Here is a 16,214-nt window from a genome sequence, read left to right as displayed (position 1 = left end):
GAGGACTATTACATTATAATGCAAGCGATTGCACTTAGGGAGTGACCACAATGCTGAAAGAAGCCGTTTTCCACCGCGCCATGTCTCCATTCGTCTACAAATATGATGAAAAAACCATTCACATTCGATTACAAACTAAAAAAAATGATGTCAATCACGTCGAGTTGATCTGGGGTGACCCGTACGATTGGCATACTGAAAATCCAGATGATGCTGACTGGAATTTTGATCCGTCTAAGGCCAACTACTGGAATACGTTCGAGACCCCGATGACACGCAGTGGTTCTGATGAACTGTTTGATTACTGGTTCATCGATGTCATTCCTCCATTTCGCCGTCTCCGCTATGGTTTTCGCCTTCACGACGGACAGTCAAGCCATGTTTTCACAGAACGAGGCTGGTTTGATGAAAAACCATTAGATGATACTGGCTACTACTTCTGTGTCCCTTATTTGAATAAAGTGGACGTCTTTCATGCACCTGACTGGGTCAAAGATACGGTCTGGTACCAAATCTTCCCTGATCGTTTTGCGAACGGTGACCCGGTCAATGATCCTGCCGGCACACTGCCTTGGAACAGTACTGAGCCAACGACGACCAATCTATTCGGTGGCGATTTTCAAGGTGTGATTGATAAGATTGATTATCTCGTAGAGTTAGGCGTTACAGGAATCTATTTCTGCCCAATCTTTGAGGCCAAATCAAACCATAAATACGATACGATTGATTATCTCGAGATTGACCCTCAATTCGGAACAAAAGAAAAATTTAAGGAAATGGTGGATCTGCTCCATGAAAAAGGAATCAGAATCATGCTTGATGCCGTCTTTAATCATGCTGGTTTCCACCACAAGGCGTTTGCTGACATTCGAGAACATGGTAGCAATTCATCTTACCGAGATTGGTTCCACCTGCGTAACTTCCCGCTGGTGACAGAACCTATGCCCAACTATGATACTTTTGCGTTTGTCCCGGAAATGCCAAAATTCAATACGGAAAACCCGGAAGTAAAAGCCTACTTGCTTCATGTCGCTCGTTATTGGGTCGAAGAATTTGGGATCGACGGTTGGCGATTAGATGTCGCGAACGAAGTCGATCATGCCTTTTGGCGCGATTTCCGAAACGTCGTCAAAGAAGCGAATCCCGATACGTATATTCTTGGAGAGATTTGGCACGACTCCCAAGAATGGTTGCTCGGCGATCAATTCGATGCCGTCATGAACTATCCATTCACGAACGCTGCCTTAAACTTCTTTGCTCTCGATAAGACGACCGCTTCTGCCTATGCCAATGATATGTCGCATGTCCTGTTCTCGAATACGATGAATGTCAACGAAGTGACGTTTAATTTGATTGGCTCACATGATACGCCACGGGCTTTGACACGAGCCGGCAATGATAAAAATAAAATGCGGTTACTCTTATTATCGATGTTGACGTTCTCTGGAAGCCCGGTCATCTACTATGGTGACGAAATCGGACTGGATGGCGATCAAGATCCAGGTTGCCGAAAGTGTATGCCTTGGGATACTGCAGAACAGGATTTAAATCTGTTGATGTATACAAAACATTTGCTTCATTTGAGAAGCCACCATAAGACACTGGCCAATCACGGACATATTTCCTTTGTCCACGCTGACGATGAAACCAATACCATCGTCATGCGTCGAATGAGTCAAGATGGGACCTATTATGTCTACTTCAACAACTCAAACCACCAAGCAACGATTCCAGCTCCTCAGGCTGGACAAGGCATGGATCTCTTTTCGAACACGCCGCTTCCTTCATTGGATGTGACACTTGCTCCGTATACCGGAACAATTATTCAAGTCATTTGATCTGAAGACAGTCTTTTCGCTTTTTTGCGAAAAGACTGTCTTTTTTCATTTGTATGACAAGCTCATTTATTTTTTCAATTTAGGGTAAATAAAAATAAGAAAGGGGTGATTCTTCTCTCATGGAATTAATTTTTTACACTGGACTCATCTTGATTGGTCTGTTTGCCGTCAGTTATCTGAGCGAACGGTTTCATCTTCCAAGCATCTTGGCCTTCATCTTAATCGGGATTGTACTTGGTCTTTATTTCGATCTTCCTGAAGAACTAAAACTTGGTGGAGAAGCGGGTATCATTGTTCTGTTTTTTTTGCTCGGTTTAAAGTTTTCTGTCGCCGATTTGATTATTCAGTTCCGAAACATTTGGAAAGCGGGACTGATTGATCTTTTGTTATCTTTTGGTGGTACTTTCCTTTTAACGTTAGCTTTTGGTTTTTCTGTACCGGAAGCATTTTTAATCGGTTGTGTCCTGTATGCGACAAGTTCTTCGATTTCAGCCCGCTTACTCGATCGTGAACCTGATAAACATAAAGATGTGAATCGCTTCGTACTCTCTTTGCTCATCTTTGAAGACTTGGCGGCCCCACTTTTGTTAACAACAGCTCCATTTGTCCTCGGAACACAAGAATTCACCTTCATGAAGGTCGGAACGATTTTCCTTGGTTTTGTATTCTTGTTCAGTGCTTTGATTTTTTTAACCGTCTTCATTCGTCAAAAATCCAAAATCGTTGACTCTCTCTATCGTCATCCAGACGCCGGAATCGGCATCATCGGCTTAATTTTGACCTTTTCAGGAATTGGGATCATGTTTGGTTTGTCCGAAGTCCTCGGTGCATTCATCGTCGGGATTTTATTGACGGAAATCAAAGAGACACGCTATTTAAAACGGCTTGTAACACCATTTCAAGATTTGCTTTTACCATTATTCTTTATTTCATTCGGAATGTCGTTTGAGATGACGGAAGGACTTCCATTAGACTGGTTTTTCTTTGCCCTTGTCGTCTGGGGACTTTTGTCGAAGTTCCTTGTTGGTTTCCTAGGAGGACGATCGTTTGGACTCTCTAACTACCATGCGATTGAATCCGGGTTTTGTTTAGGACCGCGTGGAGAATTTTCGATTTTATTCATTACGCTTGCTAGTGGAGCTTTTGTGACCTTGACTGGTCTGTACATTTTTGTATCCGCCTTTCTTGGGATCATGTTGTTCCGTATTTCTAGTAGATTGACCGATCGAACACATGCGACCGCTAAGAAAATCAAACAAAAGATGCAATAAGCGCTGAAAACGAGACCTTCCGATTAAATAGTCGGAAGGTCTCGTTTTTGATAGAATTATTATATAAGAACCGTTTCGTCAACGCCCGACGAAAACCGGCGCTTTTTTCTCAAGAAAAGCTTGAACTGCTTGTTGGTGGTCTTCCGTTTTACCCGCACGCGATTGATAGATGATTTCCTGAGCCAACATGTCTTCTAACGTCGATTCTGAACTCGCCGCCTGCAATTGTTTAATGTAGCCGATGACTTTTGTTGGGCGATTGGAAAGAAATTCTGAAAAAGCAGTTACCTCATCTTCAAACTGTTCCGCTTCGACGACTTTTGTCACTAAATGATAATCATACGCTTGCTGCGCTGTAATCGTCTCACCTAATAAGGCCAGTTCCAATGCTTTGGCACTTCCAATCAATCGTGGTAAGAAGTAAGGTGCTCCCGCATCAGGTACCAACCCAATGTTGATGAATCCTAAAGATAGTTTCGCATCCTCCCGTACAAGCCGAAAATCACACGCTAACGTCAAGGAAAGGCCTGCTCCCGCAGCGACACCATTGATGGCGGCAACGGTTGGTTTATTTGTTGTTGCCAGCGCTCGAATGACCGGATGATAATAATGCTTTAAATACTCACCATGATCCATGCCAGGTTGGACAGTTTTTAAATCTTGTCCGGCACAAAATCCTCGTCCTTTTCCCGTCATAACAATTACCCGAACACTTTCATCTTGATTCGCTTCTTCGATTGATTCTGCTAATTCTGTCAAAAGCGTCGATGTGAGCGCATTTAATCGTTCAGGACGTGACAACGTAATCGTCGCGATGTGTCCTTTTACTAGATAATCGACCTCACTTTTCACTCCATTCCCCTCCATCCTAAAAATGAATAACAATTCATTATGATGTATTCGTGATGTTTTATGAAAATCCTTTTAAATCTCCTACTTTTTTATGAAAGGACTGTTTTTACTCTTTCATTATGAAAATTGAAGGCGTATAGTTTCCAAAAGATACAGAAAGACAATACGTTTTAAGGACTTAAAGGGGAATTTAATTTATGAAAACAGCTAAACAACAATCATTATTCCAAATTACTTGGCCACTATTCATTGAAATCGCGCTTCATATGAGCCTAGGAATCATCGCCACCCTGATTCTTAGTTACTATTCGGACAGTGCAGCTGCTGCCGTAGGTGTCTCCAATCAGGTACTCAATATTTTCATCATTTTATTTAACATTACGTCTGTTGGAGCTACGATTATCATCGGTCAATACCTGGGAGCTAGAAGAGTCCAGGATGCTCGTCAAACTGCACGATCTGCTTTTTCCATTAATTTATATATCGGCTTAATCATTTCTGTTCTCGTTGCCTTGTTCGGCAAACAATTACTTGGTTTCTTCTCATTAGAAGGAAAAACATTAGCTTACGGTGAAACCTTCTTAGAGATTGTTGGTCTCTTCTTGTTTTTAGAAGCTATCTCCTTAACGTTAGGTGCCATCTTAAGAAGTCATGGTTTTACGAAAAATGCTATGTATGTCACGTTGTTGATGAACTTTGTCAGTGCCTTCGGTAACGTCATCGCCGTCCTCGGACTGTTTGGTATTCCCGTACTCGGTGTTGCCGGTGTCGCTTGGTCAATCGTCATCGCTCGGACAGTCGCAGTCGTCCTTCTGTTTTTCGTCGTTTACCGCAAACTATCATTACGTTTCAAACTAAAAGATTTAATTCAAATTAATCGTCGTGATATCAAAAGTATCATGAATATCGGCATTCCCTCTGCTGGCGAAGGCGTCTCGTACCAATTTTCTCAACTCATCATTACCGGGTTCATTGCGACGATTGGCGAGTCCGCCCTATCTGCACGTGTTTACGTCTCAAACATTACGATGCTTTGTTTCTTATTCACTTTAGCGATTGCACAAGGAACACAATTGCTTGTCGCCCGCCAAGTGGGGGCACAACAATTTGAAGCAGCACACAAACGTGCTGTAAAAACATTAAAAATCGCGGTGTTTGCTAGTTTTGTTTCTGCTGTAGCTCTCGCTTCATTCGGAACATCGATTATGTCTTTATTTACCTCAAGTCCTGAAATCATCGCCATCGGCATTCCATTGCTTTGGGCAAGTGTCATCCTCGAACCGGGCCGTGCCATGAATATCGTACTCATGGGAACTTTGAAATCAGCCGGAGACGTCCGCTTCCCGGTAGCCATCGGTATCCTCTCGATGTGGGGAATCGCCGTTGTCCTCAGTTATACACTTGGACTTCAGTACGGACTTGGACTACTTGGTATTTGGATCGCCTTCTCTGCCGATGAATGGTTCCGCGGAATTTTCGCCATGAAACGTTGGAACAGCCGGAAATGGGCACAATATGCTGTCGTCAAAGGAGATCAACATGAGCAAAACGAACGTCGCAAGACTTCTGAAGCAATCTGATGTTCCATTTGATTTGCTTTCTTACACTGTCGATGAAAAGGATTTATCCGCTCAAAATGTGGCTAGGAAGATTAATTACCCGCTTTCATCTATTTTTAAAACTCTTGTTTTAGAAACAGACCAAAAACAACATGTTTTTGCCGTCATTTCTGGAGAAGAAGAGTTAGATTTGAAGGCGGTGGCGCTGGCGCTTTCCACAAAAAAAGTACAACTGGTGCCTATGAACGATTTAATGAGACTGACGGGGTACATCCGAGGAGGTGTCGCCCCGATTGGTGCTAAAAAAACATTTCCCGTCCTCTTATCGGATCGGGCAGTCGGTCAATCCTATATGATCATTTCCGCTGGTAAACGTGGCTGGCAGATTAAATTAGCTCCTGACGATTTTCTAACATTCACGAATGGGATTCTCTTCACGAACCGCTGATACGTACTGGAAATTTATGATATGATGGATAGTATCGAAGATGTGGCAGGAGGAATCATTTTGTGGAAAGAACGTGTACGTAACTCGATTCCGAATCTCTTTACATTCGGAAATTTATACTGTGGATTTCTTGCCATTGTCATGGCTGCTCGAGGAGACTTTCAAAATGCGACCTTACTGATTGTCATTGCGATGATGCTCGATAGTTTGGACGGTCGAATTGCCCGGATGCTTGGCGTCGCAGGCGACTTCGGAAAGGAATTGGATTCACTTGCTGATGTCGTGACGTTTGGTGTCGCCCCCGCTATGATGGCTTATTACACTTATTTTTATGATTTTGGAGAAATCGGTTTATTGATTGCAGCTTTGTTCCCTTTATTTGGAGCGTTTCGTTTAGCACGCTTCAACCTTTCAGCAACAAACGTAGCTTCTGCCTACTTTTCCGGTGTACCGATTACCGCTGCCGGAGGCATGTTGGCCGTTGTCACGCTGTTCAGTGGACGAATGAATGATTTGATGGTTCCGCTTGTGTTCACTGCACTCGCTTTCCTCATGGTCAGTCGTGTGAAGATTCCAAGCTTTAAAGACATTCCGGTTCCACGACATACCTTCGTCATCACTTTTACGCTACTTTACGTTACTTATGTCATGATTGCGAGAAGCAATGAGTGGTCGACGTTTTGGTTTGTCGCCGTTCCTCTCTATGTCGCGTTCCTGCTATTTTCTTTCATCAAGAAGAAAAAACAAAAAAATCATCAAATCGATTAAAAACAGACCGTATCCCGGTTTGTTTTTTTTTGATTATTGCAATCACACCTCATTTCTGGCTCGTTTCCCTTTTGTACAGGTATACTTACATCAGAATACTTGGATATGGAGGACAGACACTATGAATGTTTTTCAAAAACGTCTCTGGTTATTTTTTACGATTTGGTTTGTCATCGGTTTGATTTTAGTTGGTTTTTCGTTACTTCCTCCTTGGCTTGAATGGGCAAATGCGGTCTTTTTATTCGCCTCTGGTTTGTATGCCGCCCTTTACTTATGGGACGTCCTCCCAAAAGGTCGCTTCATCATTCCAGTCATCTTTTTTGGGTCCATCGGGATCGAGTCCATTGGTGTACACACCGGTTGGCCGTTTGGTACATATGCTTATGAAGCGGACTTTGGTGTTCAACTGCTTGGTGTACCCATCACGATCGGCGCCGCCTGGTTATCTGTCATGGGAGCTAGCCTTGCCTTCTCACGTCGGTTTCCGTTTCGTTATAACACAGTGATCTTAGTCCCGCTGTTTGCAGTCTGGTTGGATTTAGCGATCGACCCCGTTGCTGCAAACGTCAAATCGTATTGGCTTTGGCAAGACGGTGGTTTGTATTACGATATCCCGACCCAAAACTTCTTTGGTTGGTACGGGACGGCCCTGTTCTTCTCACTACTGCTTGCTCGGTTCGAACAAAAAGTCACCCTCGCGGAACTGGAACGAAACAATCAGTATCTATTCTTAATGCTCCATGCATTGTTCGGTTTGACGGCAGGTGTTGCGGGACTTTACGGCGTCACGCTGATTAGTCTCCTCGCCGGTCTCACGTATTGGCTCACACGAGGAGGTATTCTTTTTGCAAAAAGCAAACAAAAACAAATTAGCTGAGTACACTTTTCATCTCTATGTCAAACAACGTTTGATTCGAAAACAATTTCATCGTATCTTATACCGGGCGGATGATTTGCCGACACCGGGACTAATGCTTGCGACTCATGGTTCGTGGTGGGATGGAATGATTTTGTTCCACCTCGATCAGACAACTCTTCATCATGACCCTTACGTCATGATCGACCAACAAGGACTCGCACGGTTTCCTTTTTTCACACGGCTCGGTGGATTTTCAATCGATCGCAGCTCATATAAAGAAATTAAACAAAGCCTTCAATATGCGAAGGATCAACTGGCCAACGGCAGTAGCGTCTGGATGTTTCCACAAGGTGAAGAACGACATCAAGAAGAACGGCCACTCAAGTTGAGCAGTGGAGCGACCCATTTAGCAAAAAGTGCTCCGTCGATTTCCTTGTTTTCATTTTATTATTCGTTTGGGCATGAGCAACAACCGGATGTTTACATTCGAACGCGAAAGATTCAATTGCCTAATGATCGTTCATCCGTCCAAATGCAATACTTAACGGATGCGATGACTTCGCTCTATGACGATGTCCGCTCTGATGCGATTGAAGGACAGACAACCGCGTATCAACTTTTAACTGAACGAAAGGATCCACTGCCCGTCAAAACAGAACAGTGGTTACAGGCCATCCGAAAATGATTATAGGTATTTTTATCTTTTCTGTTTTAGTCTGTCTTTACACGTTCCTCAATCTAGCATTTTTACCAAAGCTAACAGGACCCGTTGCACCTCCAAGTCTTGCGGTCTGCATTCCACTTCGAAACGAAGAACGAAATGTCGAAAAATTAATGACATCACTGAAACAAGCACTCCACCCTAATGTACATGTGTATTTATATGAAGACCGTTCGACCGACCGGACACGCGATTTGTTGCTCGAGCAGATTGGTGCAGATGACCGTTTCACGATGATTGACGGGATTGACTTACCGACTGGTTGGGCCGGAAAAGTCCATGCCTGCCATCAACTCGCTTTGGCGTCAAAAGAAGAGTATCTGTTGTTTTTAGATGCCGACATCACGTTGACAAAAGAGACGATCCCTAAACTGTATGCGACGATGAAACAAGAACGAGCTGTCTTTTTATCCGGTTTTCCTTCGTTTCCTGTTCCAACTTTTTTAGGGAAATGTCTGATTCCGATGCAACATGTGTTAATCGCGCAACATCTTCCTATCCCCTTCCGGAAAGTCAAACATCCTGCGTTTGCCGCTGCAAACGGGATGGTCGTCTTAGTGGAACGTCAGGCCTATGAACAAGTTGGTGGTCATCAATCCATTCAAATGGCGCTCGTCGATGATTTAGAGCTGTGTCGGACCTTCAAACGAAACGGATTCACGACGACCCTCGTTCATGTTGCTCCATACGTCAGCTGTGATATGTATGCGACAAATCCTGATGTCTGGCAAGGTTTTCTGAAAAATGTCTTTCGGGGGATGAATGATTCGTACTTGATCGGCAGCTACTTTCTTCTGTTTTATCTCGCACAGGCCACCATCTTACCACTGGCCATTTTGTTCCCATCGTTCTTTACGATTGGCGCATTGTTCTTTCTCTTGTTAGCCCGTTACCGGATTGACCGGAATGCTCAAATTTCTCATGCCTGGTTTTGGCATCCGGTGGCGACGGTCCTTTATGTAGTACTACTCGCAACGGCAATGATTCGAAGACTCAAGAAAAGGGAAATCAGTTGGAAAGGTCGGACATATTCTTAAGGAGGCGTTACGTATGAAACATATTGCAGTCATTGGTGCGGGGTTAGGTGGCTTAAGTGCCGCGATTTCCCTCGCTTCAAAAGGATTTAAGGTCACTGTCATCGAACGAAACGAACATATTGGTGGAAAGATGATGCCCATTACCGCGGACGGTCATCGTTTTGACTTTGGTCCAAACACCATCACGATGCCTGAAATTTTTCAATCTGTCATCTTAGAGTCGGGTGCAGACCCAGATGATTATTTTACATTTGAAAAATTGGCACGTCATACCGTCAACCATTTTCCAGACGGCCGGACCTTGACGTTTGCGACCGGACGCGAAGCCATGCGAACCGAAGTCGACCGCTTCACGAACGGGCAGCTCGCTAAAAACGATATCACAGGTTATCAAGAAGAAGTCGCACACCTTTTCCAGATTGCTAAACAACAATTTTTCGTTAATATCGATTCTTATTTCAATTTTTCTTTGTTACGCGATATGACGAAAGTACACCCGTTAAAGACCTTACATGGGCTACACAAAAAATATTTTAAGGATCCCCAGCTGATCCAAGCACTTGACCGCTATGCGACTTATATCGGCAGTAGTCCGTTTCAGGCGCCGGCAACCTTCGGCTTGATTGCTCATCTCGAACTCAATGACGGTGTCTACTTCACGCACGGAGGAAACACTGCGATTGCCGAAGGATTTGCCCGTCGTGCACGCGAACTTGGTGTCGTCTTCCGATTAGGAGAAGAAGTGACACAAATCGAAGTCACGAACCAAATGGCAACAGAAATTGAACTGAATCATATCGATTATCTGTCCGTTGATTTCATCGTCTTAAACGGGGATCTCCTGACGCAATACCCTCGCTTGATTTCAGAAACGATCCGACCGGACTTTAAAAATCCGACCCCCTCCCAGATGGAACCGTCGATTTCTGCTTATGTCCGCTGTATCGGACTTTCACGTCGCATCGAAGGACTGGCACATCATAATGTCTTTTTCTCTTCCGACTACGAAGCAGAGTTCGAGGCACTGTTTAATCAACACCGTTACGCGGAGGAACCAACGATTTATATTTCCAACTCTTCGGTCACAGCATCGGAAATGGGGATTGCCGGCGATAATTTGTTTGTGCTCGTCAATGCCCCTGCTACCCATAAAGGATCAGTCATCGATTTTGACACGTATGACAAGATCATTGATCAGCGTCTGAAGCACTTCGGAATCGATATTACGTCTGATGTTCTGTTTGAGCAACGGATTACACCACAAGACATCGAACAGAAATTTTCAGCGTATCACGGCTCATTGTACGGCCTTTCGTCGAACGGAACACGTGGGGCTTTCATGCGTCCAAGCAACCGTTCAAAGAATGTTCACAATTTGTTTTTTGCCGGTGGATCGACACATCCCGGTGGTGGCAGTCCAATGGTGACGCTTTCAGGAAAACTGGCAAGCGAACGAATCGTGTCCGCCGTCGCTTCCACCCTGTGAACGTTATGTGAATTGCATATCAATTACTTGTACGGACAACTTAGATTTGATACGATTACTTCGAGTTCAAGAGGTAGTGATTGACCCCACATCCTCAATCAAGCGCATGGTGACTTCCCCGAGTCAAAAGCGTTTAGGAACTTAACATTTCTGTTGTGTCTTGATAGCTTGTTCAAGACCCACTTGTTCAAAAGATACACCACTGTAAACTACTCGGCATGACTTACGACGTTCCCCCTTAGATCGTCTCATCCTGACTAGTTTACAGGCAGCTCAATCATCAACAGATTCATCCCCGTGAATCGCTGACCTGCCTTGTTGGAAGTATGTATCCGATCATGTACACACAGATCAGGTTTAGACTCCCCGGTCTAAACTCAATAAAAAAAGACCTTGGTCCCCGCCAAGGTCTTTTTTTTATGGAGTTTTTAAGCAGTGACATCAAATCGTTGCGAGCAATTTCATTTTTTGCCAACGACTGACGTAGGCACGTTTCGTAAAAACATCATATTGATTATCACGTGCCGCGTCCAGGATTCCCCGGTAAAGTAAAGCCGCTACTTTTAATGCCCGGCGACTTTCTTTCGGATACTGTTCAAAAGACGGCGTCGCTGCATCATACAATTGTTCGGCTCGAAACGCCAATGCCTCCCAAAGACCGGCAAAGTCTCCGGATGGAGTTCCTGCTAGTAAGGAGTCTGTTGTGACACCATATTCGCTCATCCAATTTTCAGGAAGATAGACGCGACCTCGTTTCGCATCCTCACCGACATCACGTAGAATATTCGTCAGTTGCATCGCAATGCCTAACTGGATTGCTGAATCTCGTAACTCAGGTTGTCCTGGTGCGAGGATCGGGAGCAACATCAAACCGACCGTACTCGCGACATAATAACTATATTTTTCTGTTTCTTCAAGAGAATGATACCTGTTTTTTTCAATATCCCACCGCATACCTTCTGCTAATTCCAAAAATGGTGTTTCATCCATCTCATATCTAGTAAATACATCAGAAAGCGCAATCCACAGTGGTTTGTCAATGTGTTGACCCGATCGGAACTGACGAAATTCCTCCAAGAATTCGGCTAAGCTTTCTTTTGGCGTCGCTGACTCGTCTACCGTATCGTCAAGAAACCGACAAAACGTATAAATCGCATAGACGGCCATCCGATCTTGTTTCGGCAATAGGGAAAAGGCTTTATAAAAGGTTTTTGAACCATTTTGAATCGTCTGTTCACATACTACGTATGCGTTCGTCACTGTATCCATTTTTCCACCTCATCTCTTGTTCCATTCGATTGACAAGTAATGTCGCTCCCATCATGACGATCGGAACGCCTCCACACGGATGGACAGATGCGCCTACTGCATACAACCGTTCAATATCAGCATACGGTTTTGCTTGGGTTTTTAGAGCAGCTGATTGGCGAATCGTCGGAGCGATTCCAAAACTGCCACCTTCATATAATCCAAAATCCTGTGCATCTTGAGGTGTACGGATCTTCATTTCTGCAATTTGACTTTGGAAACCAGGAAGATGCTGTTCGATTTTTGCTAAGATTTGATCGATGAATCCATGTGCTTCATATTTTTTCTGATCAAATCCACGTGGTGAAGGAACTAACGCATACACAACGCTATCATCCGCTTCAGTTAACGAATCATCTACCTTACTTGGATTAAACAGATAAACAGCCGGATGTTCTGGCAACTCATCTTTCTTAAAAATCGATGTCATCATTGGTTTTAAGTCACTTGGCATCAAAAAACGATGCACCGGCAAATCGACTTTTCCGTTTATCTTGAAGTACAACAATAATGTACCACCAGACGGGACATATTTTTTAGGTTGTTTCCCTTCGACTAGATATTCCATCAGCGGAAATTCGCCATTCAATACGACGCTATCATAATGATATTCCCGTCCCTCGACAATAAACCCTTTTGCTTGTCCTTCTCTAATCATTACACGTTCGACGGATTGATTAAACTTGAACTGGACACCTCGTTCGACTAATGCCTCATACATTCGTTCCGCCAAGGAAAAATAACCGCCTTTGACGTACCAGACACCTTCCTCTTGCTCGCGGTAAGGAATCAGTCCATAAATCGATGGAGTCGTGTACGGATTCCCGCCGATATAAAAAGTCGGAAAACTGTAGGCCATTCTAAGATACTTACTCTTAAAGAAACGTTTCAAATGATCATGTGCCGTCTCCATCGCATGCATCTTCACTAATGGTGCTAGCATACTAGGGTGCAACAATTCACGCTTACGGAAATAACTCCGTTCTAAAAATTTCGATACGCTAACGTCATAATCCTTTGATTTTTGACTCATAAATTCTTGAAAACCACGGCCTTCTCCGAATTGACGTTCAATCGCAATCGCCTGATCGACGACATCTGCCTGTTTCGTGACCACTGTCCCATCATCAAAGTGTAGATCATATAGCGGATCAATCCGTTTTAGTTCTACACCTTCCAGACCTGCTTCCTTCAGTTGTTCCTGAAGTTTTCCGGGCATCAAGACGATTGTCGGGCCTTGATCGATTCGGCCACCTGACTCAAAATCAACTGACGCAAGTCGTCCACCCGCACGTGTTTCCTTCTCAAAAATAGTAATCTCAATTTCAGGGTATCGTTTCGTTAACAATAACGCTGCATGTAACGTTCCGACACCGGCTCCTACAAATCCGATTTTCATTTTCCAACACCTACTTCGTTTGTCAATAAGTCTGCTGTAATCCGGGCTGACTCAAAGATAGTCGGAAGCCCGCTTCCAGGATGTGTTCCGCCGCCGACTAAATAAACATGATCCAACTCTTCAAAACGGTTATGTGGTCTAAAATACATCATTTGTGTCAGTTGATGTCCCAGATTAAACGTAGCACCTTGATGGACGCCCATTGCTTCCCAGTCATCCGGTGTAAACATTTCTTCGACTTCGATCGCTGCTTCGACCCCTTTGTACGGAGAGCGCTCTTCTAGCGCATCAAGAACGCGGCGACGTAACTTCGGTCCTTCAATCGCCCAATCAAGTTCTGAATAGTTGTTTGGAACCGGAACTAACACGTAAAGAGCCGATTTCCCTTCCGGAGCCAATGTCGAATCGATCACAGATGGATTTTGGACATAAAATGAAAAATCTTCCGATAATTCTAATGTCTGTGTCATCTCACGAACATTTTTTTCGTAATCATTAGCAAAATAAATCGTATGGTGTGGGGCATCAAATGTTTGATTGACACCTAAGTACAACATGAACGTCGAACACGAGAATTTTTTTCGATCTATCTTCGGACGTGACCATTTTTTCAGTACACCTTCCGGGACAAGATGGTTCATCGCATGTGCAAAGTCTGCACCGACGACGACGTCATCATATAAGACATGTTCGCCCGACTCAAGTATCACGCCCGTCGCTGTTTTTCCGTCTAAAATCAGCTGGCTGATTCCTGTTTCAAGATGGACCGTTCCACCTAATTCTTCGATTGCCCGTTTCATCGCTTCCGGAATCTGATTCATTCCTCCAATCGGATGATGGACTCCGTAGGCATGCTCCATGTAAGATAAAATCGAAAAACCGCCTGGGCATTCCCATGCTGACATCCCTAAATATTTGGCTTGAAACGTAAAGGCATATTTTAATTCTTCACTCGTAAAATAGTCAGAGAGAACATCATATAGGGAACGTCCTAACGAGAGACGTGGCAGTGCCGTGATGACACGTGGCGACAGATAATCCGTTAGTTTATCGTGTTTTGTCTGTAAAATCGGCATCATTTTAGCAAGCTTCAATGCCTGTTCTGCCATGAAACGATCATATCCTTCCCCATTTCCCGGAAAGTGCTGTTCAATCGTCTGTTTCATCCGGTCACGGTCCGTCGTCATCGTAAAATGATCGTTGCCCCCGTTAAAGTACAGCGTATACATCGGATCAAGTGCCTTCAGCTCTAAATAATCACTCAGTTTTAGACCGATACTCGTAAAAAGATTTTCTAGAATATGCGGCATATTCAAAAATGTGGGCCCACGATCAAATTGATAGTCACCTACTTGTACACGAGATGTCCGTCCGCCAACAATCGGTTGTTTTTCGTACACGGTCACGTCTACTCCTCTGCCCGCAAGCAACATCGCACACGCGAGTCCTCCAGGTCCTGCTCCAATAACGGCTACACGCTGCTTCACACGAATCTCTCCTTTTTCTCTCTACTTGTTTTAACTATTATACTAATCACATACTACTCCCCACAAATTTGAACTGTCCTAAAACTGTAAAAACGCCAAGCTTCCCTTAGGAAGTGGCGTTTGCAGTCACGATATACCAAGCTCCTTCTTTCAAAAATGGTGAAATCGATACATTTTCGAAACCAGCAGCATGTAGTTGTTCCGTCAATTCTTGTTTACCGGGTAACGGATAAAGATTGTCATGTAGCGTCATGAACGCGTTAAATGCGGCAGAGAAAGGAGCCCCATACTCGCTGTCCCGCAGTGGAGTGACGAGGATGACCGTTCCCGCGTCTTTGACGAAACGCCGAACGCCTTCAAGAAGACGAAGTCGTTCTTCTTTCGGGAAGTAATACAGAATATTATTCATCATCACACCATCATATGTTTCTTTCACTTCAAAACTTTTGATATCTCCGACCACAAAATCAATTTCACCGGTCGTATCTCGCCGTTTTGCTTCCGCAATGACGGATTCCTCGATATCGATTCCTGCTAGTCGCAACTCTGGTAATGCTTCATGTATTTTACGTAAGTACCCTCCATAGGCACAGCCGATATCAAGCAAAGACGTCACATTTTGACTGCGGATAATGTGTCGTACAGCAGGAAAGGCAACGGTCTCCACCAAAGCAGACGTTTCAGCAACGATATCCCCGTGTTCTTCGCCATTAAATGTCTTTTGTTGACCGTCTTCTAAAAACTGTGGATAGGAAAATAGTGCAGGCAGATGTAATTCCATTAACTCGGATAACATAAAACCGATACTTCGATCATCTGATTTCGATAACTCCGGTAAGACATGGCGTGTCGCCGTGTAACGAAGATCTTTCTTTTTTAAGTGTCCGACGGCTAGACCGACCTCAAACCAACGCGACAAGGCTTCTGTCGTCAGCGGTTGTTTTAATCGGATCTGTGCCTCCGCTTGCGTTGCACCTGACCCTAATACGTCAAATAAACCATATTTGTATCCAATATATCCGTGCCATAACGGTAAGACTGGCTCTGCCCGTTTCATCCATTTTCTTGCCCGGAAAACTTTTGTCCATTCTTTCAACTGTGCCACAAGCGTTCCCCTCTCGACTGCGTAATATATCCCTTTTCCCAAATAACAACAGATTGTAACCCAAAAAAATACACGT

Annotated in this window: 14 protein-coding genes; 9 read left to right on the top strand and 5 right to left on the bottom strand. The window is 44.1% G+C overall.

The features are described from left to right. Nucleotides 1-50: 50 nt before the first annotated feature. Entirely contained in the window at nt 51-1,838 is a 1,788-nt protein-coding gene (locus tag BLD48_RS00260) for a glycoside hydrolase family 13 protein (protein ID WP_071498454.1), read from the top strand. Between the two features lie 119 nt (nt 1,839-1,957). Beyond that, nucleotides 1,958-3,109: a cation:proton antiporter gene (locus BLD48_RS00255; protein WP_071498453.1), complete on the top strand. Its 1,152-nt coding sequence runs from the start codon at nt 1,958-1,960 to the stop codon at nt 3,107-3,109. Nucleotides 3,110-3,187: 78 nt separating this feature from the next. On the opposite strand, the gene BLD48_RS00250 is transcribed toward BLD48_RS00255, so the two are convergent. Next, entirely contained in the window at nt 3,188-3,961 is a 774-nt protein-coding gene (locus tag BLD48_RS00250) for an enoyl-CoA hydratase/isomerase family protein (RefSeq protein ID WP_236629890.1), read from the bottom strand. A gap of 197 nt (nt 3,962-4,158) precedes the next feature. Between BLD48_RS00250 and BLD48_RS00245 the strand changes: the two genes are divergently transcribed. From BLD48_RS00245 to BLD48_RS00215, 7 genes are all read left to right on the top strand, one after another. Then, a complete protein-coding gene (locus BLD48_RS00245) occupies nt 4,159-5,541 on the top strand; it encodes an MATE family efflux transporter (RefSeq protein WP_026830987.1) in 1,383 nt (460 codons plus the stop codon). Further along, the gene (gene ybaK / locus BLD48_RS00240; protein ID WP_071498451.1) at nt 5,501-5,968 is read left to right on the top strand and encodes a Cys-tRNA(Pro) deacylase; all 468 of its coding nucleotides are present in this window, start codon (nt 5,501-5,503) and stop codon (nt 5,966-5,968) included. The genes BLD48_RS00245 and ybaK overlap by 41 nt, the downstream gene beginning before the upstream one ends. Nucleotides 5,969-5,989: 21 nt before the next feature. Continuing rightward, nucleotides 5,990-6,736 (top strand): CDP-diacylglycerol--serine O-phosphatidyltransferase, encoded by a 747-nt coding sequence (gene pssA / locus BLD48_RS00235; RefSeq protein ID WP_201723121.1) that lies wholly within the window; start codon nt 5,990-5,992, stop codon nt 6,734-6,736. A gap of 121 nt (nt 6,737-6,857) precedes the next feature. Next, nucleotides 6,858-7,613, top strand: a complete 756-nt coding sequence (locus BLD48_RS00230) for a carotenoid biosynthesis protein (protein WP_071498450.1) — start codon at nt 6,858-6,860, stop codon at nt 7,611-7,613. Then, nucleotides 7,582-8,280 (top strand): lysophospholipid acyltransferase family protein, encoded by a 699-nt coding sequence (locus tag BLD48_RS00225; protein WP_034774526.1) that lies wholly within the window; start codon nt 7,582-7,584, stop codon nt 8,278-8,280. Before BLD48_RS00230 ends, BLD48_RS00225 begins: the two co-directional genes overlap by 32 nt. Further along, complete coding sequence (locus BLD48_RS00220) at nt 8,277-9,353, top strand: glycosyltransferase family 2 protein (protein WP_014969728.1); 1,077 nt, start codon at nt 8,277-8,279, stop codon at nt 9,351-9,353. Before BLD48_RS00225 ends, BLD48_RS00220 begins: the two co-directional genes overlap by 4 nt. 13 nt (nt 9,354-9,366) lie before the next feature. Continuing rightward, nucleotides 9,367-10,839 carry a phytoene desaturase family protein gene (locus BLD48_RS00215; protein ID WP_071498449.1) on the top strand — a complete coding sequence of 491 codons (1,473 nt, stop codon included), beginning with the start codon at nt 9,367-9,369 and terminating at the stop codon, nt 10,837-10,839. A gap of 441 nt (nt 10,840-11,280) precedes the next feature. On the opposite strand, the gene BLD48_RS00210 is transcribed toward BLD48_RS00215, so the two are convergent. The 4 genes from BLD48_RS00210 to BLD48_RS00195 all read right to left on the bottom strand — a co-directional run bounded on the left by BLD48_RS00210 (nt 11,281) and on the right by BLD48_RS00195 (nt 16,138). After that, nucleotides 11,281-12,108, bottom strand: a complete 828-nt coding sequence (locus tag BLD48_RS00210; RefSeq protein ID WP_071498616.1) for a phytoene/squalene synthase family protein — start codon at nt 12,106-12,108, stop codon at nt 11,281-11,283. Beyond that, nucleotides 12,074-13,546 (bottom strand): phytoene desaturase family protein, encoded by a 1,473-nt coding sequence (locus BLD48_RS00205; protein WP_071498448.1) that lies wholly within the window; start codon nt 13,544-13,546, stop codon nt 12,074-12,076. Before BLD48_RS00205 ends, BLD48_RS00210 begins: the two co-directional genes overlap by 35 nt. Next, entirely contained in the window at nt 13,543-15,033 is a 1,491-nt protein-coding gene (locus BLD48_RS00200) for a phytoene desaturase family protein (RefSeq protein ID WP_071498447.1), read from the bottom strand. Before BLD48_RS00200 ends, BLD48_RS00205 begins: the two co-directional genes overlap by 4 nt. 106 nt (nt 15,034-15,139) lie before the next feature. Then, the gene (locus tag BLD48_RS00195; protein ID WP_014969723.1) at nt 15,140-16,138 is read right to left on the bottom strand and encodes a class I SAM-dependent methyltransferase; all 999 of its coding nucleotides are present in this window, start codon (nt 16,136-16,138) and stop codon (nt 15,140-15,142) included. Between the last annotated feature and the right edge of the window lie 76 nt (nt 16,139-16,214).

The organism is Exiguobacterium sp. KRL4 (genome assembly GCF_001870785.1).
In the GTDB taxonomy this organism is placed as follows: domain Bacteria; phylum Bacillota; class Bacilli; order Exiguobacteriales; family Exiguobacteriaceae; genus Exiguobacterium_A.
Note: the sequence above shows the minus strand (reverse complement) of the source record. Positions and strands in the feature narration are given on the sequence as shown.